The organism is Actinobacillus delphinicola, from assembly GCF_900638385.1.
GTDB classification, from domain to species: Bacteria; Pseudomonadota; Gammaproteobacteria; order Enterobacterales; family Pasteurellaceae; genus Actinobacillus_C; species Actinobacillus_C delphinicola.
In genome coordinates this window covers 1,644,634-1,671,548 of the sequence record NZ_LR134510.1, presented here as the reverse complement: position 1 = coordinate 1,671,548, position 26,915 = coordinate 1,644,634, and the positions used below count along the sequence as shown (strand labels likewise).

23 protein-coding genes and 1 pseudogene are annotated in these 26,915 nt (G+C 36.6%); 7 read left to right on the top strand and 17 right to left on the bottom strand.

Annotation, left to right across the window (positions count from 1 at the left end; translation table 11 throughout):
* Positions 1–54 precede the first annotated feature (54 nt).
* From lptB to rapZ, 3 genes are read left to right on the top strand one after another with little or no spacing between them, the layout of a single operon-like run.
* The gene (lptB, locus tag EL259_RS07840) at positions 55–780 is read left to right on the top strand and encodes an LPS export ABC transporter ATP-binding protein (protein WP_126600530.1); all 726 of its coding nucleotides are present in this window, start codon (positions 55–57) and stop codon (positions 778–780) included.
* Between the two features lie 12 nt (positions 781–792).
* Positions 793–1,380 carry a PTS sugar transporter subunit IIA gene (locus tag EL259_RS07835; RefSeq protein WP_126600528.1) on the top strand — a complete coding sequence of 196 codons (588 nt, stop codon included), beginning with the start codon at positions 793–795 and terminating at the stop codon, positions 1,378–1,380.
* 23 nt (positions 1,381–1,403) lie between these two features.
* The gene (rapZ, locus tag EL259_RS07830) at positions 1,404–2,267 is read left to right on the top strand and encodes an RNase adapter RapZ (protein ID WP_126600526.1); all 864 of its coding nucleotides are present in this window, start codon (positions 1,404–1,406) and stop codon (positions 2,265–2,267) included.
* Positions 2,268–2,279: 12 nt separating this feature from the next.
* Here the strand turns inward: rapZ and cueR are convergent, their stop codons facing one another.
* Both cueR and prmB read right to left on the bottom strand, forming a co-directional pair.
* Positions 2,280–2,669, bottom strand: coding sequence for a Cu(I)-responsive transcriptional regulator (cueR, locus tag EL259_RS07825; RefSeq protein ID WP_126600525.1), 390 nt, complete (start codon positions 2,667–2,669; stop codon positions 2,280–2,282).
* Positions 2,670–2,724: 55 nt separating this feature from the next.
* Entirely contained in the window at positions 2,725–3,687 is a 963-nt protein-coding gene (prmB, locus tag EL259_RS07820) for a 50S ribosomal protein L3 N(5)-glutamine methyltransferase (RefSeq protein ID WP_126600523.1), read from the bottom strand.
* A gap of 123 nt (positions 3,688–3,810) precedes the next feature.
* On the opposite strand from prmB, the gene priC reads away from it, so the two are divergent.
* Positions 3,811–4,368 carry a primosomal replication protein PriC gene (priC, locus tag EL259_RS07815; protein ID WP_126600521.1) on the top strand — a complete coding sequence of 186 codons (558 nt, stop codon included), beginning with the start codon at positions 3,811–3,813 and terminating at the stop codon, positions 4,366–4,368.
* Between the two features lie 85 nt (positions 4,369–4,453).
* On the opposite strand, the gene EL259_RS07810 is transcribed toward priC, so the two are convergent.
* Positions 4,454–4,870 (bottom strand): hypothetical protein, encoded by a 417-nt coding sequence (locus EL259_RS07810; protein ID WP_126600519.1) that lies wholly within the window; start codon positions 4,868–4,870, stop codon positions 4,454–4,456.
* 148 nt (positions 4,871–5,018) lie between these two features.
* Entirely contained in the window at positions 5,019–6,788 is a 1,770-nt protein-coding gene (locus tag EL259_RS07805) for an AAA family ATPase (protein ID WP_126600517.1), read from the bottom strand.
* Between the two features lie 165 nt (positions 6,789–6,953).
* Between EL259_RS07805 and ppnN the strand changes: the two genes are divergently transcribed.
* Positions 6,954–8,324: a nucleotide 5'-monophosphate nucleosidase PpnN gene (gene ppnN, locus EL259_RS07800; protein ID WP_126600515.1), complete on the top strand. Its 1,371-nt coding sequence runs from the start codon at positions 6,954–6,956 to the stop codon at positions 8,322–8,324.
* Positions 8,325–8,372: 48 nt separating this feature from the next.
* Here ppnN and EL259_RS07795 read toward each other — a convergent pair whose 3' ends face one another.
* Positions 8,373–9,218, bottom strand: coding sequence for a hypothetical protein (locus EL259_RS07795; protein ID WP_126600513.1), 846 nt, complete (start codon positions 9,216–9,218; stop codon positions 8,373–8,375).
* Between the two features lie 205 nt (positions 9,219–9,423).
* On the opposite strand from EL259_RS07795, the gene matP reads away from it, so the two are divergent.
* Positions 9,424–9,879: a macrodomain Ter protein MatP gene (matP, locus tag EL259_RS07790; RefSeq protein ID WP_126600511.1), complete on the top strand. Its 456-nt coding sequence runs from the start codon at positions 9,424–9,426 to the stop codon at positions 9,877–9,879.
* Between the two features lie 83 nt (positions 9,880–9,962).
* Here matP and EL259_RS08695 read toward each other — a convergent pair.
* The 11 genes and pseudogenes from EL259_RS08695 to EL259_RS07735 form a co-directional block, all read right to left on the bottom strand.
* Positions 9,963–10,508, bottom strand: a pseudogene (locus tag EL259_RS08695) (elongation factor P hydroxylase).
* A gap of 67 nt (positions 10,509–10,575) precedes the next feature.
* Positions 10,576–11,442 carry a protease HtpX gene (htpX, locus tag EL259_RS07780; protein ID WP_126600509.1) on the bottom strand — a complete coding sequence of 289 codons (867 nt, stop codon included), beginning with the start codon at positions 11,440–11,442 and terminating at the stop codon, positions 10,576–10,578.
* A 77-nt stretch (positions 11,443–11,519) separates the two neighbouring features.
* Positions 11,520–12,593, bottom strand: a complete 1,074-nt coding sequence (gene dinB / locus EL259_RS07775; RefSeq protein ID WP_126600507.1) for a DNA polymerase IV — start codon at positions 12,591–12,593, stop codon at positions 11,520–11,522.
* A gap of 140 nt (positions 12,594–12,733) precedes the next feature.
* Positions 12,734–13,660 (bottom strand): tetratricopeptide repeat protein, encoded by a 927-nt coding sequence (locus EL259_RS07770; protein WP_172594239.1) that lies wholly within the window; start codon positions 13,658–13,660, stop codon positions 12,734–12,736.
* A gap of 51 nt (positions 13,661–13,711) precedes the next feature.
* Positions 13,712–15,133, bottom strand: coding sequence for an exodeoxyribonuclease I (gene sbcB / locus EL259_RS07765; RefSeq protein ID WP_126600503.1), 1,422 nt, complete (start codon positions 15,131–15,133; stop codon positions 13,712–13,714).
* 103 nt (positions 15,134–15,236) lie between these two features.
* The gene (locus EL259_RS07760) at positions 15,237–16,112 is read right to left on the bottom strand and encodes a DMT family transporter (protein WP_126600501.1); all 876 of its coding nucleotides are present in this window, start codon (positions 16,110–16,112) and stop codon (positions 15,237–15,239) included.
* 174 nt (positions 16,113–16,286) lie between these two features.
* Positions 16,287–18,335 carry a dynamin family protein gene (locus EL259_RS07755; RefSeq protein ID WP_126600499.1) on the bottom strand — a complete coding sequence of 683 codons (2,049 nt, stop codon included), beginning with the start codon at positions 18,333–18,335 and terminating at the stop codon, positions 16,287–16,289.
* A 21-nt stretch (positions 18,336–18,356) separates the two neighbouring features.
* A complete protein-coding gene (locus tag EL259_RS07750) occupies positions 18,357–20,702 on the bottom strand; it encodes a dynamin family protein (protein WP_126600497.1) in 2,346 nt (781 codons plus the stop codon).
* A 23-nt stretch (positions 20,703–20,725) separates the two neighbouring features.
* Complete coding sequence (locus tag EL259_RS07745) at positions 20,726–22,408, bottom strand: dynamin family protein (protein WP_126600495.1); 1,683 nt, start codon at positions 22,406–22,408, stop codon at positions 20,726–20,728.
* Between the two features lie 339 nt (positions 22,409–22,747).
* Positions 22,748–23,173: a hypothetical protein gene (locus EL259_RS07740; RefSeq protein WP_126600493.1), complete on the bottom strand. Its 426-nt coding sequence runs from the start codon at positions 23,171–23,173 to the stop codon at positions 22,748–22,750.
* Positions 23,174–23,224: 51 nt separating this feature from the next.
* Positions 23,225–24,154, bottom strand: a complete 930-nt coding sequence (locus tag EL259_RS07735; protein WP_126600491.1) for a zeta toxin family protein — start codon at positions 24,152–24,154, stop codon at positions 23,225–23,227.
* Between the two features lie 791 nt (positions 24,155–24,945).
* Here EL259_RS07735 and EL259_RS07730 point away from each other — a divergent pair.
* Positions 24,946–25,905 carry a reverse transcriptase family protein gene (locus EL259_RS07730; RefSeq protein ID WP_126600489.1) on the top strand — a complete coding sequence of 320 codons (960 nt, stop codon included), beginning with the start codon at positions 24,946–24,948 and terminating at the stop codon, positions 25,903–25,905.
* A 75-nt stretch (positions 25,906–25,980) separates the two neighbouring features.
* Here the strand turns inward: EL259_RS07730 and EL259_RS07725 are convergent, their stop codons facing one another.
* Positions 25,981–26,880, bottom strand: coding sequence for a restriction endonuclease (locus tag EL259_RS07725; RefSeq protein ID WP_126600487.1), 900 nt, complete (start codon positions 26,878–26,880; stop codon positions 25,981–25,983).
* Positions 26,881–26,915 lie beyond the last annotated feature (35 nt).

Genomic DNA, 26,915 nt, shown 5'->3' with positions numbered 1-26,915 from the left:
CACGACAACAATGCAAACTACCTCATCCCAACAAAAATAAGCAAGGAATTATCTATGGCTACTCTTTCGGCACAACATTTAGCCAAAAGTTATAAAGGACGTCAGGTTGTTTCTGATGTAAGTTTTAATGTTCATTCTAATGAAATTGTTGGCTTACTCGGACCTAATGGCGCTGGTAAAACGACTTCTTTCTACATGGTTGTGGGACTCGTTAATAACGATGCGGGAAAAATCTTTATTGATAATGAAGATTTAAGCCAACTTCCTATGTTTAAACGTGCGCAAAAAGGTTTAGGTTATTTACCCCAAGAGGCCTCTATTTTCCGTCACCTTTCTGTATATGATAATCTCATGGCCGTTCTTGAAATTCGTAAAGAATTGACCCTTGAAGAGCGTCGTAAAAAAGCTGATGATCTTATTGAAGAATTTAATATCGGGCATATCCGTGATAGCTTAGGTCAATCCCTTTCAGGGGGGGAACGTCGCCGTGTCGAAATTGCCCGTGCTTTAGCAGCCGATCCTAAATTTATCTTGCTAGATGAACCTTTTGCAGGGGTTGACCCAATTTCTGTTATTGATATTAAAAAAATTATCCTCGATCTACGTAATCGTGGATTAGGCGTTTTAATTACTGACCATAATGTACGCGAAACACTAGACGTTTGTGAGCGTGCCTATATTGTGAGTGCAGGGAAAATGATCGCAACTGGTACACCGGATGAAATTTTAAATAATGAACACGTGAAACGTGTTTACCTTGGTGAACAGTTTAAACTTTAATTAGAGAACTTTATTTTGTTATTTACACAATTATTAACTTTAGAGAATATCCGCCAAGGGATTACTTGTGCGAGTAAAAAACGGACTTTTGAAATTATTGGACAAATTCTTGCACCAGAAGCGGATATTCCCGTTGAGCATGAAGAATCTGAATGCCAAGAAGATGATATCGTTAAAGAAAAAGAAATTTGTTGTACAGATTGCCTTTTTACGCGTGAAAAAATTGGTAATTCAGCATTAGGTAATGGTATTGCCATGCCTAAAGGTCGCTTGCCGCAAGGAACAAAGCCACTCGCTGCATTTTTACAATTAACAAGCGGTGTAGATTATGATGCACCTGATCATCGTGATGTAGATTTAATTCTCGCTATTCTTATTCCAAATGAAATGTGCGCAGAATTTTCAACAAAGTTACAAGAAATTGCAAAACGTTTAGTTGATAAAACCCTATGTAAAAAACTACGTGCAGCTCAAAGTGCAGAAGAAATCTGGCAAGCCTTCAAAGAAAGTGATATTCAGTATCTAGAACAAGCTACTTTCGATCCAGATTTGGAAGAAGAAAATCAAGATACTACTGAAGAAACTGAGACGTTAAACTAAATTTAAATTAACGGAGGGAGAAAATGAACATCATTATTGTTAGCGGTCGTTCTGGTGCAGGAAAATCTATTGCACTGCGTGCCTTAGAAGATATCGGCTATTACTGCGTTGATAACCTCCCTCTTGATCTTTTGCCACAACTTGTAGATATGTTAGGCAAAAGCCAAAAATCTGTAGCTATCAGTTTAGATATTCGCAATTTACCTCGTTGTCCAGATACCCTCACGGAAATGATTAAACAGCTTGAGCAGAAAAATCATATCCATATTGTCTTTTTAGATAGTGATCGTAATGTACTCATTCGCCGTTATAGCGACTCTCGCCGTAGTCATCCGCTTTCACAAGCCCAAGATTTATCGCTTGAAAATGCTATCGATCAGGAGTATGCCTATCTCCTGCCCCTTCGTGAACAAGCGAATTTAATCATTGATACATCTAAATTATCCGTGCATGAATTAGCTAGTCAATTACGTCTATTTGCCGTAGGAAAAGACGATAAAGAGCTTAAAATTATCGTTCAATCTTTCGGCTTTAAATATGGACTTCCTTTAGATGCTGATTACGTTTTTGATGCTCGTTTTCTTCCTAATCCACATTGGATTCCAGAATTACGTCCACACACAGGCTTGGAAAAAGAAGTACAGGATTATTTAGCCGCTCAAACTGAAGTACAAGAATTTCTACATAAAACAGAAGCATACTTAACAGAATGGTTACCAATGCTCGAAGCCAATAACCGTAGCTATTTAACCATTGCTATTGGTTGTACTGGTGGAAAACACCGTTCTGTTTATTTAGCAGAAAAACTTGGCGATTATTTCAAAGCCTTAGGAAAACACGTTAAAGTTCAACATGCAGCATTGGAACATCAGAATAAGAAAGCCTAATTAGGCTTAATCTTATTTGCCATGTAGTGCTTTTAAAATTGAGCAATTTGGATTTTCATCACCGTGACACCCAGCATGGAGGTGGCGCAGAATATCAAGCATTTCTTGTAATTGTGCAATTTTTTCTTCGATTTTGCTAATCTGCTCTGCGGTGATTTCTTTCACTTCACGACTCGTACGATTTGAATTGTCATTAAGCATCAATAATTGCTTAATCTGCAATAATGAAAAATCGACTTTGCGTGCATTACTAATAAAAATTAAACGGGTAAGATCCTCTTCCGTATAAATTCGATATCCGCTTTCAGAACGTTTTGCATGTGGGAGTAATCCCATTTTTTCATAATCTCGAATCTGTTTTGCGGATAAGCCACTCCGTTTTGCGACTGCGCTAATGTTCATATTAACCCTCAAAAAAATAGGACATCAATAACTCATACTGATGTCCTAATTAAAATTATAAATTTACGAGTGCTTGTTCAAAAGTATGTTTATGTTCAAGTAATTGCGCTTTAGTTAATGCAAAAACACCTAAGCCACCATTACGTAGTTCAACCCAATTAAATGGCACATCTGGGAAAATTGCCATTAATTCAAGCATACTATTACCCACTTCACACACTAAAAGCCCGTCATCATTGAGATAATCGCTTGCTTTAGCCAGAATTTCTTTGGTAATGGTTAAACCATCTACACCAGAACCTAATGCAATATCAGGTTCATTATGGAACTCTTCTGGCATATCTGCTAAATCTTCTTCATCTACATACGGCGGATTGGTCACAATGAGATCGTAACCATCTGTCAATAAGTTTTGGAATAGATTGGATTGTAGTGGAAAAACACGATCACCTAATTGATAATGCTCAATATTAATTTCCGCAACATTTAACGCATCAACCGAAATATCTACCGCATCCACTTCCGCATCAGGGAACGCATTTGCACACGCAATCGCAATACAGCCACTGCCCGTACATAAATCTAAAATACGTTTCGGTTCTTGAGAAAGTAGTCCTGCGAATTTATCTTCAATCAACGCACAAATTGGCGAACGTGGCACAATAACACGTTCATCTACATAAAATTCTAAACCACAAAACCATGCTTTATTGGTTAAATATGCCACTGGAACACGTTGCGAAATACGTTCAACCACAAGTTGAATTAACTGATTTTTTTCTGATTTGGTTAAACGTGCATTAAAAATATGTTCAGGCGTATCTAAAGGTAAAGATAAAGTAGATAACACAAGGTGAAGCATTTCATCCCACGCATTATCACTGCCCTGCCCAAAATAAATATCGGATTGGTTGAAGACGGTATAGCCCCAACGCAAAAAATCTTGAATAGTATGTAAATCTTGAGCCACATGATCTGCATAAATCTGTGCAACAAGTTCATCATTAAATGATTGCATAAAGATCCTTTATTACTTTATGATGATAAAAATAAGACGCCTTTATACCACAATGCCATAGGCGTTTTAAGTAAAATTTTATAGAATTAACCATAATATCAGCTATCCGCTTGCAATCCAATTATGTCAACACAAAACCAAATTCAAATTCTGCGTCAACATATTCAACAATGGCAAAATCAATTTAGCCATGAATGCGAACAAACTATTCATATGCCGTTTGAAATTGGGCTATTTAGCCAAAATTTTGAAACACTCGGCTATTATTTTGCTGAAATTATGCGTAATATCGATTACCTTGCTAAGGTAAGTACGGATGATATTCAAAAAGCCAATTTTATCAGTGAAAAAATTATTAACCAATGTGCCGCCTTACGTGAAGCCACTCAACGTCAATTCCGTGCTACACCAATCAAAAAAGCTCCACAACGAATTAGTGCGGAACGTGAAGCACTTTTAAAAAGAATTAATGCCCTACCGCCACGAGAACGCCTAGAAAAATATTACGAAGGATTAAATGCATTAAATGCATTGATTGAAAAAATCAAAGATCAACTTGCAACCTGCCCCCCACAACAGCAAGTGCAATTACAAAAAAATCTTGAATATCAACAACAAAGACGCCAAAAAGCCCTATCTGCGATTGATAATCTGGAAGAATTTTTAGCCAGAAAACGCTAAAAACACGACCCAATTTTCTGAAAAGTTTATTAAGTTTATATAAAAAACTGCCCTTCCAGGCAGTTTTTTAGTCCTTTCATCACTACTAAGAAATCTCATTTTCTAATTTAGATTGTTTTTTAGCATGATGTGCATAGTAAAAATATAAATAGATCCAGCAAATCGGAGCGAGAATAAAGCTAAGTTGTAAACAAATTACCATGGTAAATAGTTTTACCACTAAAAATATCCATGAATTAACAAGAAATGTGTTCTCTCCCAAGAAAAAGCCAACAATGCTTTCATAGAGAAATCGTGAATAAGGATACAATAAAGAACATATTAAAAGTACGCCCGATATTACAGAAATACGTGCGATACTACCAGCATCTGCGTGATGCATGTCTGAGATAAATTTTAAGATAATTGCTACGCAGACCAGTATAGCGAATATAAATTGACGAAAATAATATTCTTTACTTAATCCAAAGATCGTTCTGTTTAAAATTGTTTTTACATTCATAAGATTCCTTACTATAGGTTTAAACAGGGTTAAATTGTACAAAAAAAAAACAAAAAGTAACCAGTTTTTTATTTTGCCTCTTTAACCCTAATTAAGATCATCTTATGAAATCATAACCGCCTAAAATCAGAGGATATTTTTCCTCGCTTTAACGGCGGAAAAGGCGAGCAAATAAGCCGCCTTTATCGCTGTTTTCACCGAAACGATGATGGATTTTGTCCACTAATGAGCCTGTTAATTTTTCATCTAAGAGTGGTTGTTCAAACATAATTTCGCAGGCTTGATTGATGTCGGATACCGCCCATAAGGAAAAAGCATTATCAGCAACCGCTTGCTGCAATTCGTCAGATAAACTTAATTGCTCAAGGGTGGCTTTTGGAATAATTACACCTTGTTTCCCCGTTAAACCACGAGCTTTACAAATTGCAAAAAAGCCTTCAACCTTATCATTCACGCCACCAACAGTATGCACACAACCAAACTGATCGATAGCCCCAGTAACCGCAATGGATTGTGGCAAAGGTTCATCAGCAAGGCTACTTACTAGGCTTAGGAAACACGCTAATGATGCACTGTCACCATCGATTTCGCCGTAAGATTGCTCAAAGGCAACTGTTGCGGAAAATGGCAGTTGTGCAGGCAAATGTAAAACGTTGGCTAAGCAGGATTCAGCGATCATTAATCCTTTACTATGGACGTTCCCTGCAAGTTCATTTTTACGTTCAATATCAATTACTTCCCCATCACCAAATTGGACAAGACAACTAATACGAACAGGCTCGCCAAAAGTTTTCGGCACACCTGCATATTCCACCACCGACAAACCATTAATTTGCCCAACAACTTCCCCATCAGTGGCAATATAGACCTGATCTTGTAAAATAGCTTGATAGGATTGCTCACGAAGTTGGCTTTGTTGTTTATCCTTATGAATAAAATATTGACGTAACATTTCCTTATCTAATACGTCTTGTTCCTGTTTAAAAGCACTTTGTTGGAAAATTTTTGCAATCCGCCACGGCGATAAGCTCACCCAGTTTTTGCTTTCTGTTTCACGCACAAATTGTTGGTACAAAAGATTAATTGCATCATTTTCAATGCGTTTTTCTTGTGCGTCCGCTAAACATTGCACCCACCAGAACCATTTATTTGCATTATCAGATTGCGTTAAGTTAATCACCTGTTCCAATTCAGAATAATCCGCAAGGTGATAAAGATTTAATTCGGCATCGTGAAAACTTGCTAATTCTTCTCGTGTTCCAAATAAAATAACTTTTAAATTCAATGGATAATCTGCGATCTCATACGGGAAATAGCCTTGCATGTCCTCACCTTGCCACACAAAATTTTGTGTAACAAGCAGTGATTTTAAACGTTGCCATAAGCGGAAATTATTTAAAAATTCCGCCACATTAAGCATCAATACGCCACCGCTCGCCTCTTGCACCATACCAAGCTGAATGGATCCTTGCTGATGTTTTTCATCAAAATACAACTTCCCAAACAATCGTGCGCTATCAATATAAAGCCCTGTTACAACTTCTGGGGCTTGCGACTGAGTCGCACGAGTGAATACGGTTTGTCCCGTTTCAGTGCGTTCAGATTGATAATAAAATTTATCGATTTTTGTGGCGTGATTTTTTTGATAAAACGACTCAATAAATCCTTCTACAAATGGGGCATACTCTGCCATATTCTCCGTTTGTAAAACCAAGAGGCGTTGAGTATCAAGTTGTAAAAATTCTTCTAATACCTGCTTGCTTTGCGATTGAAAAGAAAAGAAATTCAATTCATTCGGAAATTCTGTCAGCGGAAAATCTTCAATATTCGGCGCTAAATCTGCTACGTTCAGTTGATAACGATGACGTCCTTGCGCCCTTACTGTATCTTTCTGTTTATCCACACTTGGTGTCTTCATGCACTTTCTTCTTAATCATCTTAAAAATTAAACGTAGCATTATGGCATATTTTTTGCTATTGCGGGCAATTTCTCTAAGATTTTATAAAATACTGTCTTAGATCATTGATTTCTGAGAAAGAGTTGCGGAGAATAAAATTTTCGCCCATTTTTTGGAGTATTTTTATGCAAAAAGTTTATGAAGTAAATCCCAAAGGCAGTATGGATCAACTTTCTCATTTAGAAGTTGAATCACTCGCCAAAACCGCAAAAAGTCCACTTTATCAACTTTATCGTAACTGTTCACTTGCCGTACTTAATTCAGGTATTGCAACAGATGATAGCCGAGCATTATTAAGTCGTTATGAAAATTTTGATATCGAACTGCTACGCCGTGAACGTGGTATTGCTCTCGCTCTCTACAATCCGCCTGAAAGCGCCTTTGTCGATGATAAAATGATCATCAATATTCAGTATCATCTCTTTGCTGTACTCCGTGATATTTTATTTGTCCATATTCTTAAACATCGGACTAATCCGTGGGATATTCAAGACAGTCGTTATTTAACTAACCAAGTTTTCGATATTTTGCGTAATGCCCGTGCATTGCATAGCAATGTCAAACCTAATCTTGTCGTTTGTTGGGGCGGACATTCTATTAATGAAGTAGAATACGCTTACTGCCGTGCTGTAGGTTGCGAACTCGGCTATCGTGAATTAAATATCGTGACAGGATGTGGGGCGGGCGTCATGGAAGCGCCGATGAAAGGTGCAGCGATTGCTCATGCAAACCAGCGCTACAAAGATAGCCGTTTTATCGGAATTACAGAGCCTTCTATCATTGCCTCAGAAGCACCAAATCCAATTGTTAATGAATTGGTCATTATGCCAGATATTGAAAAACGTCTTGAAGCCTTTGTACGTCTTGGACATGGTATTTTAATCTTTCCAGGTGGTCCTGGTACGTTTGAAGAGTTTCTTTATGTCTTAGGCATCAAAATGCACCCTAAAAACCAAGATCTTGTTCTCCCACTTATTCTAACGGGACCAAAAGAATGCGAAGGCTACTTTAATGCAATCAATCAATTTATGGTGGATGTATTTGGTGAAAATATTCGTCAATATTATGACATCATCATTGATGATCCAAATGCCGTTGCCAAAGCGATGAATAAAGGTATTGAGGAAGTCACGTTACAACGCCAAGATCGTAACGATGCCTATTGCTTTAACTGGTCACTTTATGTAGAAGAAGAGTTACAAAAACCATTTCAACCAACCCATGAAAATATGGCAACACTCAATCTTTATCTTGATCAGCCTGAAATGGCATTAGTGGCTAATTTACGCCGTGCATTTTCTGGGATTGTGGCGGGAAATATCAAACCTGCTGCGCAAGATGCGATTGCCAAATATGGCAAATTTAAACTTCATGGTGAAAGTGCATTGATGCAAAAAATGGATAAACTATTACGTGCTTTCATTCAACAAGATCGTATGAAACTCCCTACTGGCACTCCGTACGAACCTTGCTACGAAATCGTCCATGACCACTAAAATAATAAAAAAGGGAAAGCATCGGCTTTCCCACTTCACTACTTTATTTTATTGATTGATTAGAGCATTGGTCGCTTTGATTGCACTTCCTAAGTTTTTGGCAACCTCTTTAAATTCATCAATCTGTACTTTTTCAATATTTAAATCATCACAAATATTTTCTAAAAATTGGCGTTGATTTTCGGTTAAATCACCAGAACCATATGCAAACATAATCAATTCTAAAAGGAGATATTTTTTATCTTTTAACGTAAAGGTCGCATTGTCTTTTTGTAAACCTGCCAACGCATTGTCAATACATTGTTTTGCGGTTGCGGTGAGAATTTCAAAACGTACCTTTTCATATGAGAATAAATAAAGACTAAGCATATTTTCATTAATTGAGAATAAATCTGCTCCACTGGCTAAAATTTTCTGGATAATCTCATTTTTAAGGACAGGATCGTTACCGTAACGTGCAAAAATATGCGATAAAACCACAACTGCGGTGCGATTAATATTGGCAATTAACGCAACCAAATCCGTAACCACATCAACACGTGAGTATTTTTTCTCTGCAACACCAAAAATATCCGCACTTTGGTAGTAATAAACACTTTCATTGATAACGGCATCTAATAATGCAAGTTTGAGATCGTCAACACAACCATTAAAATAATGACTAAATTTTTCGAGTAATTCGTTATGTGACAATGCTTTCCACAGATTAAAGGTTGGCAAAGTATCAATATTATCGTTTTGCGAATACGCTTGAAAGAAAGCTTTACTTTCTTCATCAACTTCATTTAATAGACGATTCGTTGACACAAATTCATCATCCACTTGCGACAATAAAACGGCAAGTTCTAAATACAATTTTTTTATATTGAAATGCGATAACTCTTTTAAATACATAGAAAATTTCCTTGTGACTTTCCTCTGGCAACCGATTTTTCTCATTAACGCCATGCAAAGGGAATGGTTTAGTCATTTTATCGCTTTTTATAACTCTTTTGAATTATTTTTGTAATGTGGTACATTTGCTTTGGTTAAAAGTAACTCGCTTTTTAACCTGTCATGCTTTATAATATCATTAGTTACAACGTCACATTTATTATCTATGAAATACCAACAATTAGAAAATCAAGAAGCAAAATGGAAGTGGCTTTACCTTATGCGTAAATATCGTAATCAAGAAAATATTTGTCGCTATCAGGAAAGCAGTACGAATCAACAACTCATTCAAGCTTTAGTTGATAATGAAAATAATGCAGAATTTATTGAAAATTGGGTTAAGCAACACCTGCATCCTGATCTTAAAATAAAATTAGATCAGGCAATTCGTGCAAAACGTAAACGGTTTTTTAATGCTGAGCATCAACATACTCGTAAAAAATCCATTGATTTAAACTTTGCAGTATGGCGTCGCCTTTCCGAATATTCTAAAAAAATGAACATGACGCTCTCTGAAACTATTATTTATATGATTGATGAGCAAGAGAAAAAACATTTATATGCCAATCAAGTAACCGATATGAAAAGTAGTTTAGAGGCACTTTTAGATCACGACCATTAGAAAATCACGCCGTGTTTTTCGTAAAAATTTATGCAAAATCCCCTTTTAATACACGTTTAACATGTATAAAAAGGGGATTTTTATTAGATACGAGTAACGTCAAAATTTGCAATATCTAGGGTTTTATCAGTCCCATAAAACTCACATAATGCCTCACGTAATTTTGCTGTACGTGGCGGTAAACCATTTGCAATGTAAGTTTTGACTTGTTCATAAACCGCTCGTTTAAATGGTGCGGTATCGCCTGCATTGCCATTTAAATTATCGCTACTTGCAAAAAAACGATGCCCTGCAGCTTGCGCTAAAATTCATTCGGTTGCTTGCGGTTTGACTTCGACCTTTTCAAACTCACGTTGGCGTTCTTCAGAGCGTCCGTCTGGTTCATACCAATAACCAAAATCTTCTAATAAACGACGTTCTTTGCCAGCGATAAGCCAGTGAGCAATTTCGTGTAATGCACTGCTATAAAAGCCACGTGCAAAATAAATTGCATGATAAGGGCGTTCCTCATTTGCGGGCGAATAAAGTGGCTCATCGCCACCTTTTACCAAACGTGTATTAAATTCTTCACTAAAACATTGATTAAAAATTGAAATAATATCATCCAGTTGATGTACTTCTTTTGTCATAATTTCCTCAAAAATTGCCAAAGAAAAAGCAGGGACTTCCCTGCTTTTGGAAAATTTTCTTTTTATCTTATTGCATTTTTTGCAATGCTTCGATACGTTTTTCAAGTGGCGGATGGCTTAAAAATAAATCCATAACATTGCCACGTTTTCCATTAATTCCGAATGCAGCTAAAGAACCTTCCATTTCATGCGGTGCAGAAACTTGTTCTAAACGACGCAATGCATCAATCATTTTTTGTTTACCCACTAATTGGGCAGCCCCCGCATCAGCACGGTATTCACGGAAACGTGAGAACCACATCACAATGATACTCGCAAGCACCCCAAAAACAAGTTCTAAGATCATAGAAACAACAAAATAAATCCCATAACTCAACTCACCGTTATCTTCTTCATCGCTACGAGTTGTTGCCACCGCATTTGCGATAAGGCGAGATAAGAACGTTACGAACGTATTTACAACCCCTTGTAAAAGTGCCATTGTCACCATGTCGCCATTTTTGATATGGCTCATTTCATGCGCTAATACGGCTTGGACTTCCTCTGGAGTCATCCCTTCCATTAATGCAGTACTCACCGCAATTAATGATTTACTTTTGCTCGGACCTGTTGCAAAAGCATTCATATCTGGAGAGGCATAAATTGCCACTTCTGGCATTGGTAATCCATCTTTTTGTGCTAAATAGCTAATGGTTTGCATTAACCAATCTTCCATTTGGTTACGTGGCTGAGTAATCACTTCACCATTTACCGCACGTAACGCAATTCCTCTTGAAAACCAAAGAGAAATAAAAGATCCTACGAAACCAAATAATGCGGCGAGGATAAGTAATCCCATTGCGTCTTGCGAACGAATCCCCGTTAATGACAAAATAATGTTAAAAATAAACAATACCGCTAAGTTGGTTGCGAGGAACAATAAAATTCGCATCATAAAAAACTCCTTAATTTATAACTTTATAATATTCTTGCGGAATATAGCCTTTTTCCTAAAAAAATTTCAAGCAAAATTTACCAAAGACTCATTTGCTGACTATCTTTAACTTCGTTTGGCATTTGAACTTGTACACCAATTAAGCGCACTGCTCGCCCATGACTTCTTTGCCAAATTTGCGTTAATAAATGCCTAAAACTCTCCAGCTCAAAACTAAGACCCGTTTTTTCTAATGTCGTTTGGCTAAAATCATCAAATTTTAATTTAATACTCAATTTCGTGAAATGTTGCAAAGGAACATGAGGAGATACACGAAAAATCCGTTTTTTTAATAAATCAAAAAGTTCATCTAATAACGGTAATGCTTGCTCATAAGTAGCAAAATCATGGATAACCGTTCGCTCTACCCCTATAGATTTGCGTTGCCGATGCGGTTGTACCTCTCGTGAATCCAATCCATGACTAAATTGCCAGATACGTTGCCCTAATTTCCCAAATTGACTAAGAATTAAATGCTGTTCGACTTTCTGCACATCACCACAGGTATGCAACCCCATTTGATTGAGTTTGTCATTCGTTACCTTGCCTACACTTGGAATTTTTTTTAAGGGTAATTGATGAACAAAGGCATCTACGTCTTGTGGTTTTATCACAAAAATACCATTCGGCTTATTTTGATCCGAGGCAATTTTGGCTAAAAATTTTAGCGGTGCAACACCTGCTGAAGCGGTTAATCCTGTTGTTTTGAAAATCCGTTGCCGAATTTCCTCGGCTATCCACGTTGCAGAACCTTGACAACGTGTACAATCCGTAACATCTAAATACGCCTCATCTAATGATAACGGCTCAACTAGATCGGTATATTCACGGAAAATCTGCTGAATTTGTTGAGAAATCTGACGATACAATGGCATATTCACAGGCAATAACACCAAATCAGGACATTTTTTAAATGCCTGTGCAGTGGGCATTGCGCTATGCAAACCGTATTTACGTGCGACATAATTACACGTGGATAATACCCCACGCTCATAAGCACTTCCACCTACAGCAACAGGCTTATCACGCAAATGTGGCTTATCTCGAATCTCAATCGATGCGTAAAAACAGTCCATATCAATATGAATGATTTTGCGTTGTTTCTTAGTCATCGTACCTTATAGAAAAAGAAAATTTTGGAGTAGTTTAGCAGTTTTACTGTAAAAATAAACAGTACAATTTGAATATTTTTAATCCAATAAAAAACCGCTAACGAGGTAGCGGTTTTCTGCTTTTATGCGCTAAGCACGGATTAATGAAGATTTAATTGTTGACGCTCAGCTGGTGTTAACACTTTTTGAAGATCGGTCAACGCAATATTTGCATTTGAGCTTGCAAGTTGATCTTCAGATTGGCTTGCTTTAAGGAACCAATTGTACGCATCGACATTAGATTTTTTCACAAATTTACCAGTGCGATACATTTCGCCTAATGCGTAAGCTGCATCACCATCTTTTTTATCTGCGGCACGCATATACCATTTATACGCTTCTTCGTAAGATTTTTTCACGCCATAGCCGTGTTGGTACATGTAACCTAATTCATATTGAGCTTTAACCACACTTTGATCAGCAGCACGTTGGAAATATTTAAATGCTTTAGGATAAGATTTTTTCACCCCATACCCTTTCAAATATAAACGACCTGCCACGTATTGTGCTTTTGCAAAACCATTTTGGGCTGCACGTTCATACCAAATCGCCGCTTCTTTTTCAGAGGCATAAATTTGACCAAAACCGTAGTAATAAATTACGCCAAGTTCATATTGCGCTTTTGCGTAACCTGCTTCTGCTGCACGTGTAATCCACTCAAAGGCACGCATATCAGATTGTTCTACGCCTTCACCTTTATAATAAAGGTAGCCCAATGCATATTGTGCTTTTACATCACCATTTTCAGCCAAATGCGTTAATCTAGCATAACTATTTTCCGCCATAGTGCGCAATTTAGTGTACATATCTAAATTAACCGGCTTTTCTAAATAAAGAGAATTACCATTCTTAGTCATATTAGCAGGTTGGTTAATACCCAAAATAGGATCGGTTTTCACTGCTGAACTGTTATGCATACCTGCTGTGACGGCAACAGGTGCAGTTGCGGTAGTTGTTACTGTTTCTACTGCATATGCAGTACCCATCATTGCTAAACAAACAAGACTAATTGAACAAATTTTTTTCATCGTTGATTTCTCCTCATTCTCATTTCGCACAAAAATCAAACGAGCCATATTCTAGGCAAATAATTTCATCACATAAAGCTGTAACTCGCTTAATAAGTTCATTTTTTCTTCATTGCCTAAATTTTCTTGATGTAAATCGTAAAAACGGGCTTCAAATTCGGCTGCTTTTTGTTCGATTTTATTTAAACGGTATTTTTTCCACTTAATTTGTTCAGGTCGTGATAGATTTTTAAAGAAATAACGTGCTTTAAAATGAAATAAAAGTTGTGGAATACGTGGGTCTTCAAATTTCAATCCACAATCATCCCATTTTTCAACAGGTAACGTCCGTAAAATTGCTAAATTATTCATATCATTACGACTAAAGAACCCTGAATAAAGCGCGGTTTCTACATTTTCATCCGCAGGGTATTCACGCTCTGCACCACAAATATCTAACGTAAAATCACGGATATAGGCATATTCTCGCAATAATGCTAAATTCCGCTGACATTTTTCCATATCAATACCTAGCCGTTCCAGATCTTGCGGACGTAATGTATTTAATGGTGCGATAAATGGACATTTATTAATATGTACGCCTTTAAGCGGTACGGGCGCAATGCCTTGTTCTTCAAGCTCGGTTCGCTTGGTGTAAAGAATTTGTTGATTTTCTTCTGCAGGGCGCTGCAACATGGCTTCCACGTCACCCATCAAATCACAACAATGCACGAGGTTTTTATTTTTTAAATCCCACGCTAACGGCACAATGACGGATACATTTGAACGTGCATTACCAAACATGCCAGAAACATGCACTAACGGCGTTAATGTCGCCGTATCCATCATCTTTTCAACATTCTTCTTATCACGATTTTTAAAGTAAAAATCAAAAAGGCGCGGCTGTTTCTGCTTAATTAATTTCGCCATTTCTAAAGTCGCATAAACGTCCGCCATCGCATCGTGGGCATGGCTATGTTCAATGCCATTTGCTTTGGTTAAAAGTTCTAAACGGAAAGACGGCAAACCATCATCGTCATACACCCAGTTAATCCCTTCTGGACGTAACGCATAACACGCGCGCACGAGATCTAATAAATCCCAACGGGAATTCCCATTTTTATAACTATACGCATACGGATCACGCAAATTACGATAGAAAGTGTAGCGAGTCATTTCATCATCGTAACGAATATTGTTGTAACCCATGATACACGTATTCGGCTGGCTAAATTCGGCAAGGATCTTATCGGCAAATTCATATTCTGGAACGCCCTTTTCATTACATTCTTGTGGCGTAATCCCTGTAACCATCACCGCATCTGGTGACGGCAAATAATCATTGGTTTGCTGACAATAAAACATCACAGGTTCACCAATGATATTAAAATTCTCATCAGTACGGATTCCCCCAAACTGGGCGGGACGATCACGAGCAGGATCGATACCAAAACTTTCATAATCGTAAATAAAAAAACTAAAATCGTTACTCATAATAAATCTATATCTATTTTAATGAAAAGAATGCCCCATTTTAGCGGAAAAACCGCCATGAGGCATACTGATTGCGCCACTATTTTGGCAAAACGAATTGGCATTACGCCATAAATTTATCTAAATAGAATAAACACCAAATCGCTAAAACCCCTAATACAAGCCCTAGCCAATTGATTTTACTAATTTTTTCTTTGAAGTACGCTGCCCCAGCTAAGGTTGCCAAAATAATGACACCAATATTCATACTCGCAAATACTAATGTCGGATTGCCGCTAAAACTTTGGTGTGCTTTGATATAAAACAGAATATTTCCAAAGTTTAAGCAACCTAAGAATAAACCGCCTAGCACACTCGGAATCGTCCATTCCACACGTTTTAAGACAAGATAAATAAAGAGAATCCCGCCACCCAGTACAAATGAGGCAAATAAGGTATTTGGGAATGCCCCGCCCATTTTTGCGACTTCTTTAAACAGGATATCAATCACCCCATATCCTGCCCATACGAGTAACAGGCTCACTGCCCCTATAACACCCAATGCACCTTTTTCCGCATTCGGTTTTTTAACTAAACAGAAAAGCGCTAAAAACGCTAAAATAATGCCGATTAATCGAGCGTGCGTTAAGGTTTGCCCAAATAAAAGGAAAGAGGCTAAAATCGGTAAAATTAACGAAAGGCGTTGTGCCGCATCCGCCCGCACGATTCCCGCAACATTAATCGCCTTCGCCATAATGATAAAAACTGTTGGCAATAAAAAACCTAATGCAATAAAAATTGACATGTGGGAACTGGTCATCAAAAATTGATTAAACCCTACCCCATCAAAATTGGGCTTTAACACATAGTACGCCAACGCCCCCGCGGAAATATAATTAAACGCAATCGCTTGATCGATTTGGATTTTCCCCCGTTTCGCCACTTTCAAAAGCACCGACACCAAAACACTAAAAAGTACCGCAAGTCCTAAATTCTGCATAACTAAACCCTTTATAACTGTTTAAAATTACATCATTTTATAGAATCGCGGATTGTAGCACGATTTTTATCAATTTGGTTGTTTGGATAAGCAAGATAATGCATAAATTTTGCGGGAAATTGGGGCGTGATTTAGGGCGGAAAATAAAAAATCCCCTGGTGGGGATTTTTAAGATTATTCTGAAGGTAAGATTTCTATTAAATTGCTACGAAAGAGATTAAAGGTCAGAGAAGAATCCTCATTAATAATCTCTTGATACGCTTTCAATAAGTCTATTACCAAGTTCCAACTCTTATCTTCACCCTGTAAGTCTTCTAAGTGTTGTCCAACCCATTCTAGCATTAAAATTTGCTCTATATCTTTAAACATCTGTGCTTGAGGAATGGCATTTTTCTCACTAATTTTTCTTGCTTCATCGATAAACTCTTTAGCAAGTTGTTTTTCCGTATCCCATACTTCAGTAATTTCAATATCCGATGTATCGATATCACGTGCGCTAATTACAGAACGTTTAAGAGAAGTGATAAGCTTAACATTATACCCATTTCCAGAATTGAATATTTGAGTAATCACATCAACAAATTTAGTACTAATTTTCTGTAACGTTGTAAGATGTGCCTTTAATTTCTTATTCTCTTTAGAAAATTGACTAGAAATATCTTCCAAGCAATCATACACCCTAGACCTGCCTTCCGCGTAGTTGTCGGCATTCAGCTTAAAAGTTGCGTCTTCAATTGCATCTATATAGCGTTGCTTAATACAAATTTCGCGCCAAATAGCACGCTGATAGTGTTCATCAATCGCATAAATTTTAGCAATAAGTTTATCTAGCTTTGGCTGTGCGTGATTCAATGCCTTTAAAAAAGCGTGTAACGTTGCTGGTGTCTCTGAATTTGCGGGCTTTGCCAACTTCCTCGCTTTTCTAGATAGTTTTGATTTCACTGGCTTCGTATTCGTAAAAGAATATTCCTCTCTCATGCTCGAGCTATATGCGGTGATACCATAATAGGCAATTTCTGCATTATCGAGAACACGCTTAATTTCATGCAAAATGAGTTTAATATCCTCTTTATCTCGTTGATCAGCGCGATTTAAAACAATATAAAGCGGTACATCAGGTTTCTCATATTTGATAGTACTCAAAAATTGTAAATCACTATTTGGCAACGTCCCATTAATAGCACCATTGACCAACCAAATAATGGCATCAGCATCTTGCAAATATTGTAAAGCCGTTTTTTCATCGTCTTTAGTAGAAGATTGTCCACCGCTTGCAGGGTTATACCCAGGTGTATCAATAAAGCATAGATGTTTATAAGCTAATGGCGTCGGTAAAAACATATAAGGCATAATGCTTTTAAGCGGAAAACCGAAGGAATCCATAAATTGGTGAGTTAATTTCTCACTAATTTGTGGGTCAATTTCGCTAAGATTAACTTTCGCGCCCTCTCTATTCACCCCAATTAGTTGCCCTTGTTTACCATCTAACACAAAGGTAGGAAGTGCTGTCGTTGGTTCAATATTTGATGGTAAACTAAAGCGCTTATCTTCAAATAAGCTACTAATAAATTGCGATTTGCCCGCACTAAAACCCCCACCAACTGCCACAGTACATTTCGTATGAAATTCTGGGTACGCAGAAATGAGCTGTAATTCTTGCTCAATCGCTTGTAAATCTAAGAGGACTTGTGCCTCATCTGCAATAGACGATTCCTCGTTAGCAAACGCCATAAAATCGCTATACAGCATCTTTTGAAAAGCTTTAAAGGCTTCATTCGTGTTTTCGCTATCTAATAACGCCGCTACGACCTTGCTACGCAATTTTTCTTGAATTAAATCATCTTTTAACTTTTCCGTTTGCTGTGCGTACTCTTTTTTCTGGGCATCTAATTCATTCTGGGCTTTTTGAGCCTCAGTTTGCGAGTCTGTAAGTTTTTGCTTAGTTTTCTCTAAATCATACTCCAGCTCATCGATTTTATACCCTAAATCATCATTTTCATTTTCTAATTTCTTACACTTTCTTTTCCAAGGATCTAGATCTTCTGTATTTTCTTGAATCAACTCATCCTTTAACTTTTCATCAGTTTGTTGTTTTTTTTCCATATCTGTTTGCGAGTCCGCAAGCGCCTGCCCAACTTTCTTTAAGTGATGTTTCTCCTCCAACTCGTCATTTTTTTCTTGTAATTTATTATAATTTATCTTCCAGCGATCTAGTTCTTCCATATTTTATTTTACTCCATCATCCTATAACGCTTGGTTCACTTTATTGCTTAATTGTTGTGCCGCCACACGTATGCGTTGATAACGTGTAATATATTCTTTTTGGTTTTTGATTGCTTTATCAAGTTCCTCGGCTTGCTTTTGTAATGCAAATGTTATATCTGTGCCGAGTTTAACTGCTTCTAACTGCTGTGCTAAATCTGTAACATAATTGGCATTAGCATGTTTTAAGTTTTGAATAAGTTGATCGCAAATATAAGTTTTCGCTTCTGTATTAAAACGCATTGCGTCACTACCGCTTAAATTCCCAGATCGGTTTTTAATAGTATCAGGAATATTATCAGCTAACTGAATTTTACGGATCGGCAAATTCGTAATCAGTTCACGCAATATCGCATTAATTTCACTACGACGTAATCTTTCTCCGCCTACCTCTCGGTTACATTCACGGATAGTTGCCATCACTTCCCGTATTAAGTCATTTTCCCAGTCTATTTTCAAAGAGCCAATTTGAGCGTTTAAAGCTCTTGTAACATCATTTCTTACAGTCTGAATAGCGTCATTCACTTGCGTCGCATTGATCGTCACAACGGTATAAGATTCCTTATGCGTTCCTGCAAATAAGCCAAAACAATTCCAGAAACTTGCATCATTCCTGACTTCTCTAGTTTTCTTTTGCTCAGTAATCTGATTAACGTCAAAAAAGGCTTTGGTGGAGTTATCGGTAGTAATATCCAATTTATATGCCCAACCATTTTCAATCACAATGTCATAAATAGCACGTCGATAAACCGCATCAATTTCGCGTTTGGCAGCGTGTTGAAAGCGTTTAATGGAATCAAGTTGCGCTTCCGCCTCGGCAGACGAGGTGGTTTCAACTTTCATAATCATCTCATCGAAGTGATCATTGACATCGTCTAAAAGCGCTAACATATTAGTTTTTTTGGTTTCAATAAAGGTGTCTTGATTGCTAGCACGGATTTTATCTTTATTCGCACGCACTTCGTCTAACACCGTTTTCAATACGGCAATATTTGCCATTTTTTCTAAATGGTGTTTAGCTGTCGCATCCGAAGTTAAATAATCGCGATAATAATGAGTAAGATTTTTCCAAACCGTTGCTATATTTCCCTGCCAGCTAGCTTTATTACTAAAGTTTTTCAGCATATTAAATGCCATAGATGACGTGCAAATCACTTGGTGTTTTTCAAATAACGCACGCAAATTGCTATTTTGACTTAATACTTTATGCCCATTTAAGGCACGTTCTGCCTGATGTGTTAATTTTTGAGCAATCTTTTCAAGGACTACGGTAGGCGAACCACCATTGCCACCTTCACTTGGAGTACACATATCATTATCTACTTGGCTTGCCACCAAATAGACTTCCTGAATTCCCTCATTGACGGTAACGCGTTGCATCAATGCTAAATCTTCATTGCTTATAAATTGTGCTGATGGCGAGACCACAAACACTACGTCGCATTGTTTTAAAAATTCATGAGTCCGCTCTTCACGTGAAGCAACAGGATCGTTTACCCCTGGAGTATCAATGACTTCCAAATCCTTTAATGATTCTTCTTTTAGGTATAAAGTAACCGACTTGGTATAAGGCATATATTTCCCTGCTGCACCTACATAATCATTTAATTTTTGCATTAATTCCTGATGAGAGTTCGCAGTCAGTGTTTGCATAGTTTTACGCTCGCTCATAGAAAGTGGATGAGCATGCATGGCTTCGACTTGTTGATGTGCTGCAACCAGTATCGGATTAGCCTGATTAAACGCCTCGATAATTTGTTGACGGTATTCAGGATTATTTTTGCGCATCTGTTGTGCTACTTTTTTCCCCATATTTTTAGCCTGGTTACCTAAATTTCCAAACCATCCATGATTTTCATTCTCCGAGCTATCATTTTCGGATAATTGTGCTACTGAATCAGGGGAATTCGCTTCATTTTCAGGAATAATATTCGCTTCAATTGCTTTCTTTAATTCTTGTTCATAAAGACGACTATCCGCTTCTAATTTTTCAATATCATCATTGGTATAAAAATCGACTTCTGCTTTTTCCTTATCACCATATTTCATAACGGTAAGTGCAGCTGTCATTGGTGTTGCAGCTTGCGGTAATACACTTTCCCCATTAAACAATAAAGCATTTAAAAGTGAACTTTTCCCTGCTTTAACACGCCCAATAATCCCTACACGCAATTCGCGGGAGAGGTTATTTTTATCTTTCCATTCCGCTTCTAAGGTAGCGCTTGTGAGGACTCGATTTTTAAAACGTACATCGTCTTTAAGTTCGGGTTGGGTATTAAAAAAATGATTAATTTCATCATTTAATTCAAATAATTTGGCTTTACTCATAGTATATTCCTTCACGGTTGGGGCTAAAAAATCACATTTCGTGCATTGACACTTAACGCATCGCGTACCTGTTTTAACGCTTCTACTTGTTGAACACGTTGCGCTTTTTCACTAGCTTCTTTATCTAAAATTTGTTGAATTTCCGCCTGGTAACCCGCAAGTCGTTCTTCAAATTTTATAGTAATTTGACTCATCATCTCAGCTAGCCCTTGAGCAATTTGCGGTTGTAACGTTTCTCGTAATTTACTACGCAGCACGGGAATAATTTCATGATTTATTACGTCGCTAATACGGCGACGTTGATCTTGTTCTGAATTTCCACCGCTAAATAAACTGGCTAGTAACCCCAAAACTGTACTCACTACTGGGAGCATCGTATGAGAAACAATTTGGAGGATAAATTTCATGATGGTGCTTAACATGCCAGGTCCTAATACACCAATCAGCTGTGTTAAGACTTCTTGAACCACACCAACCGTAGAATTAATCGTACTGCCGAGGTCAGAGAGTCCTGATTCATTAAAGTCAAAGCCTTTTACATTGACAAGTGAAGCTCCAACAGTGCGTTCAATGCCTTGGAGCATTTGTTGGTTGGCTTGAGCAAAGAATTGTTGAATGCCCGCTAATAGGCTATCTTTAACAATCGCACTTAATTCATTTTCAAACTGTGGCATCCCACTACTGAGTACCGTAGAAACCAAGCGATACTCATGGCTCTGAATTGCGTTTACTACACCATCAATAATGTTGTCTATATAAAGTTTATTTTCATAACGCTTTAAGTTTTCTAACTCCGTATTTTTTTGTTGTTGAAGTTTACGAATCGTGGTTTCAAGTTGGGTTTTTGCCGCAATATTTTCTTCACGACTCGCATTTAAAGCGCTAATTTTTACATTAATATTTTCTTCTAATTGAAAGAAATTATCTTGCAATGTATTTAGAAATACCTTTTTAAAAAGGTCATCAGGATTGATACTTAATAAAATTTTATGAAGATTTTCCCCGCCATTATCATCAAGCAGAATAATTGGCTCATGATAATCGCATTGTGTCGCTAGCTGGCGTGCGAGTTGATCGCGTACTTCTGCTACGGTTTCTGGTGAGCGTAAATTGGTTTTACTAAGGCAAAAACTGTAGCCTTTACCAACCATCTGCGTATTGTGAATTTCTTGAAGCATAGAACGTGTAATCGTGCCATCTAGCACACTGGTTAAAAAGACAAAATACACGCCACGGTTTAGATAATTTAAAATTGCTTGATGATGGTTCGCAATTGGTGACTCAAATCCTGGCATATCAACCAGAACTAAAGGTTCAATTTCTTTAAGTTTGGGATTATTTAAGAAAAGTTTTAAGAATTGGTAATCTTCAGATTTATTTTTGATTTTTTCAAAATCAGTAAGAGCAAAGCGTTCAAAATCACTTTCTGTGGTGTAGGCTTCGATATATTCTTCCGTGCCATAGCGTAATTCGGTTGCGAGTGCTGTTTCTGCTGTAATATTAGTCGGTAATATGTTCCTTCCTAACATTGAATTGATTAAGGTACTTTTCCCCGCCGAAAATGCCCCAACTACGGGAACAATTAATTCTTTTTCCTTAATTTTGGTGATTAATTCATCAATATTGAATGGCAATTTGATGTCAACTGGTTGAGTAATGTGTTGAATATTTTGCACATAGTCAATTAGTATTTGTTTAGCTTCCATAACGACCTCTTCACGCTGGAGAAAATAGATATATCGCTAATGAGCTGATATACCATTAGGAATTTTATTGTGAAATAAAAGGGCGTAAATTGTGCAAAAAAAAAACAATCCGTCAATTTAATTAGCTTTTTTCCTTTATTTTTAAAAAGATATCCTATCTTTTTTTGAAGTAGATCAAAAAAATAAAATAAAGAGTCTTTTTTATACATTTTAAAATCAAAAATAAAACTCACGCCCCGATTTTCGTAAAATTTTATGGAGATTTAAGTAAACAGGGGTGAAGACAGTAAATTAGGTAGGCTTAGAAAGAAAAAATCCCCCGAGGGGGATTTTAAAATATTAGTAGGAAATAATGGCATTGTTTAAGACGAAGTAACACCCTACGATAGGCATACTAATAATCCCTTTTACATGTATTTTTTCCCCATTTCTGAGTTGACTTACATCAATACCCGTTACATCTTTTGCAATAAATTTATAACCATGTCCTTCAATACCTAAATTTAACCCACCGAATAAATCTTGAATAGATGTAATTCGACCACTTGTTGAGACGTAACGACCATCCCATTTACGTCGTGCCATCACTTCATTAGAACTATAATCTCGGCAAACTTGGCTTAAATTTTCAGGTTTTGCTGCTGACATAGCTTGTGCTTCATTCATCTTATCCTTAATTTGTCCCATAACCCCATCCATGGTACTACATCCAGAAATAAGGATTGGTAATAACATGACAGGAAGTAATTTAGTACGAAATTTCATATTTTCTCCTTAGGTTTATTTCTCAAATTGCAAAATAATAAATAGTCGTTATTAGTAACTATCAGTGGCGTGTAAAATTTGGTAGATTCTTTGAGCTATCTCATCGGGATTATTGGTAGTCGAATCAAAGCATTTTCCTTCTCTTGAATAGATTTCTAATTTATCTACAAGACCAGTGTTAAATACTTCTGATACGTTTTGAGGAAGTTTATCCACCACTAAATCGTGATGTTCTGGCGGTACATAACGAGGCTGAATACCTATTTTTTTATGTCCTTCTGCTCTTTCAAAGGTACTATCTAGACTGACTTCTTGCGGACAAGTACAAATAATAAGATCAACACTGTAACCATGTTTTTTAAAATTTGTTAACTCTCTAATCGGCGTTTCAGTCGTTCTGAATGTACCTTCAATAACAATATTTAATTTTTCTTTTAACGCCCGTTCTCTAAAAAGATGCACCATAATTCCTGCAAATTCACCCGTATATTTACTTGCATCTTTTCCATGCTGTTTATAAATTTCTTCATATTCAGGGTGCAATGCTCTAAATTCATCACCATTAATAACAACAATATTATTATTTAATTGATGTAAAGCCTGTTTAGCTCCAAATGATTTACCAGCACCAGGCTGACCGCCTAATAAAAATGCTTTAAGATTATCCGATTTTTTGATTTGTGGATTATCCTCTAGCATTTGTTTCCAAGCTTCTTCAAACTTACTGAGAATTAACATATCACCAGTTAATTCATTATGTAGGGATAAATCAGGAAGGGATAAAAGTGTTTCTTTTAATAGATTAATTTCTTGGAGTATTTCATTAAAATCAATCTGTTGAGGGGAACTTAAATAAATAATATTTCTTAACTGACCGAGCCTTTTTGAGGCTGGATGTTTTCCTTGATGTTTATTGATTGAAATCGCCTTAGCATTCGCCACCGCCTCAATCAACACATCTTTTTGCATAAGTGTACTCATAAATATTCCTTCAAGCTACAGATGCCGTGATCCTATACCTTTTTAAAGGTAGATGCTATAAATTTAATCTATGTAATACATCCAAAAGTTAATTATTTTTGATAACTATTTGATAGTATAATTATTTTAAAGAGGTACGACTTGTTATTAATGGATTATACAAATCAAATAATTAGGAATTGTTTATTTCATAAGTTTACTACTAAATAAGTAATTTTTAATAATATAACTTATTGATATATAAATATTTTTTATTTGATTTGTCTATGTGTGTTTGTTACTCTACTTAAGTCGATTACTTAGGTCATTTCTCATCAATATAACATTGAGTGAATAACTCGGAAACATTGTTTCCACCTAATCCCAATAGGCACCTTTAGGCAGTCATTAAGTAACCTTTAGGAAATCTTTTGGGCACAGCACTGTGAGTAGTGCTGTGCATTAGTTTAGCAGAGGAGAATGATACTGGAGCTATCATATTTTAGGTGAGGGAGCGAATTTATTCGCGGTATAAAATATGAGAAAAGGAGCTAATATGACTAATAAAATTAATCGACCTGTATCAGATACCAAAAAAAGTTTATCATCTAGACTAAGTAATTTTGTTAAGATACTTACTTCAATTTACTTAATCTTGAATGTGCTTGCTAGAGTTATCAAACGTCTTATTGATATTTGTATTCTTCTAGAGATGCTATGGCACGTTTTTCCACACGAAAAATTAATTGATATCCTAACGTGGTATACCTCTGCTTCCTACCCTACTAAACAGCCAGACTCAAAATCAAATTATGACTAAACTTAATACTAGAAATAAAAGCTATAATTTAGAAGAAAGTCCACTTTATAATATTCAGTATGAACAAAAACTCTTAAAGATACTTAATATTTCTCAAAACGATCTAATCTTTGTCCGTGAAAATTTAAAAGATTTTTATCATTCATTTTCAAAAAAACATCGTATTATTCAAACACCTAAAAATCTCTTAAAGCAAATTCATTATCGAATTGGTGATCTCCTTGCTCGAATAGCGATGCCAGATTATCTCATGTCAGGTAAAAAAGGTGCTTCTCACATTGAAAATGCCAAACTTCACCTCCAAGAGGATTTACATGTATTCACAGCCGATATAGAAAAATTTTTTCCATCTACTAAAAGACAAGCAATTTTTAAATTTTTTAAAAATAAACTTCAATGTTCTCATAACATCGCTACTATCCTCTCGGAACTATGTACCACACATGAAGGAAGGTTGCCTACTGGGAGTCAACTTAGTATGCATTTAGCTTTTTGGACAAATTTCAATATGTTTGAAAAAATCGCTAAGCTATCCAATCAATATGACTTACGTTTTAGTATTTTTGTAGATGATCTTACTTTTTCAGGGAAAACAATACCTCATAATTTTAAATATCAACTTAAAAAAATCATTACATCTTATGGTTATCAAATAAATACTCAAAAAATTTTGCTTTTCAAGCCATTTAAAATTAGAAGGGTGACAGGCATATATATAAAAAATGGTGATACTCACCTTCCAAATACTTTCCTACGTGAATTACATACCGCATTACAATCATGGAAAGATATATTAAAAACGTCACCTGATAAACTAGATAAGAAAAAGCTCGAAACCACTTATAACAAGCTTTTAGGCTCCATAAATTATGCAGCTTTACTAGATAAAAAGTATAAACAGATCCGTAAAAAAGTTATTGCAGAAAAACAAAAGATAACCCAATACCAATAATCCACACGCCCCGATTTTCGCAAAATTTTATGGAAAATTGGGGCGTGATTAAATCTAGTGGATACAAAAGCTCAATTATTCCTCATCAAAGAAATCATTATCTGGTCGGCAGATTTCTACGATGTAATCCGTTTCTACGCCTAGTTTATATTTAATCATGAGTTCTGCGAGGCGATCGCCGTCAATTAAGGCGATAGTAAATCGTTGGTGTTCACGCGCATATCTTTCGGCCTCTTTAGAAAAATAAGACGTGGTGATGAAGACACCTTTCGGCGTGTTTTTATCTGAAATAGCACCTGCAAATTTTTGTAGCTCAGGGCGACTAATTGGATTTTGCCAACATTTTGCCTGGAGATAAATTTTATTTAAGCCCAATTCATCTTCATAAATAATGCCATCAATGCCACCGTCCGCTGTATTTTGAGTGAGGCGATGATGTCCATTGACTCCATATCCCATTTTTACCAGTAGTTTGAGAACTAATCTCTCGAAAAATTGTGGGCTTTGTGCTTGAATTTTGGCTAATAATTCTGCTTTTAAATTCGCATGTAATTCCCCAGCACCTTGTTCAATTTGTTCTTGAGGTGTGAGAGGATACGCAACTATTTTATCTTCTGTGTCTCGCGATTTTGTTTTTGCCTGTCCATTTCCATAGGTTTTCTGATACCAGTTGAGATAGGCATTTTTATCTTGTGCTAATTTTTTCCCTAGTGGCGTAATTTGATAGGTAGCACGCTTTGTGCGTTGCAAAAGGCGTGTCGTATCATTGAGCGCTTTCGTGTAGGATAAATAGGTAATCGCCCATTCAATACGGCTCCGATAGGTTAATCCGCCAGAATTTAGTCTTTCTTCTAATTCTTGTGGAGAAAATCCAAAATGGCTTTTCCCATAGTCACAAGTTTCTGATTTGGTATGCACTTCCCCATCACTAAAAAACTGTAAAACGGGGAACATTAATTCGGTATGAGATTGCATTGTTACTCCATTAAAAACAAAAACTCACGCCCCGA

What these genes read in the sequence shown, in the direction of transcription:
- dinB (WP_126600507.1), bottom strand. Translation starts at nt 12,593, where the DNA reads ATGACTAAGAAACAACGCAAAATCATTCATATTGATATGGACTGTTTT.
- EL259_RS07725 (WP_126600487.1), bottom strand. Translation starts at nt 26,880, where the DNA reads ATGCAATCTCATACCGAATTAATGTTCCCCGTTTTACAGTTTTTTAGT.
- ppnN (WP_126600515.1), top strand. Translation starts at nt 6,954, where the DNA reads ATGCAAAAAGTTTATGAAGTAAATCCCAAAGGCAGTATGGATCAACTT.
- htpX (WP_126600509.1), bottom strand. Translation starts at nt 11,442, where the DNA reads ATGATGCGAATTTTATTGTTCCTCGCAACCAACTTAGCGGTATTGTTT.
- EL259_RS07730 (WP_126600489.1), top strand. Translation starts at nt 24,946, where the DNA reads ATGACTAAACTTAATACTAGAAATAAAAGCTATAATTTAGAAGAAAGT.
- sbcB (WP_126600503.1), bottom strand. Translation starts at nt 15,133, where the DNA reads ATGAGTAACGATTTTAGTTTTTTTATTTACGATTATGAAAGTTTTGGT.
- EL259_RS07740 (WP_126600493.1), bottom strand. Translation starts at nt 23,173, where the DNA reads ATGAAATTTCGTACTAAATTACTTCCTGTCATGTTATTACCAATCCTT.
- EL259_RS07735 (WP_126600491.1), bottom strand. Translation starts at nt 24,154, where the DNA reads ATGAGTACACTTATGCAAAAAGATGTGTTGATTGAGGCGGTGGCGAAT.
- EL259_RS07750 (WP_126600497.1), bottom strand. Translation starts at nt 20,702, where the DNA reads ATGAGTAAAGCCAAATTATTTGAATTAAATGATGAAATTAATCATTTT.
- prmB (WP_126600523.1), bottom strand. Translation starts at nt 3,687, where the DNA reads ATGCAATCATTTAATGATGAACTTGTTGCACAGATTTATGCAGATCAT.
- EL259_RS07810 (WP_126600519.1), bottom strand. Translation starts at nt 4,870, where the DNA reads ATGAATGTAAAAACAATTTTAAACAGAACGATCTTTGGATTAAGTAAA.
- matP (WP_126600511.1), top strand. Translation starts at nt 9,424, where the DNA reads ATGAAATACCAACAATTAGAAAATCAAGAAGCAAAATGGAAGTGGCTT.
- EL259_RS07805 (WP_126600517.1), bottom strand. Translation starts at nt 6,788, where the DNA reads ATGAAGACACCAAGTGTGGATAAACAGAAAGATACAGTAAGGGCGCAA.
- EL259_RS07755 (WP_126600499.1), bottom strand. Translation starts at nt 18,335, where the DNA reads ATGGAAGAACTAGATCGCTGGAAGATAAATTATAATAAATTACAAGAA.
- rapZ (WP_126600526.1), top strand. Translation starts at nt 1,404, where the DNA reads ATGAACATCATTATTGTTAGCGGTCGTTCTGGTGCAGGAAAATCTATT.
- EL259_RS07770 (WP_172594239.1), bottom strand. Translation starts at nt 13,660, where the DNA reads ATGAAAAAAATTTGTTCAATTAGTCTTGTTTGTTTAGCAATGATGGGT.
- cueR (WP_126600525.1), bottom strand. Translation starts at nt 2,669, where the DNA reads ATGAACATTAGCGCAGTCGCAAAACGGAGTGGCTTATCCGCAAAACAG.
- EL259_RS07795 (WP_126600513.1), bottom strand. Translation starts at nt 9,218, where the DNA reads ATGTATTTAAAAGAGTTATCGCATTTCAATATAAAAAAATTGTATTTA.
- priC (WP_126600521.1), top strand. Translation starts at nt 3,811, where the DNA reads ATGTCAACACAAAACCAAATTCAAATTCTGCGTCAACATATTCAACAA.
- EL259_RS07745 (WP_126600495.1), bottom strand. Translation starts at nt 22,408, where the DNA reads ATGGAAGCTAAACAAATACTAATTGACTATGTGCAAAATATTCAACAC.
- EL259_RS07760 (WP_126600501.1), bottom strand. Translation starts at nt 16,112, where the DNA reads ATGCAGAATTTAGGACTTGCGGTACTTTTTAGTGTTTTGGTGTCGGTG.
- lptB (WP_126600530.1), top strand. Translation starts at nt 55, where the DNA reads ATGGCTACTCTTTCGGCACAACATTTAGCCAAAAGTTATAAAGGACGT.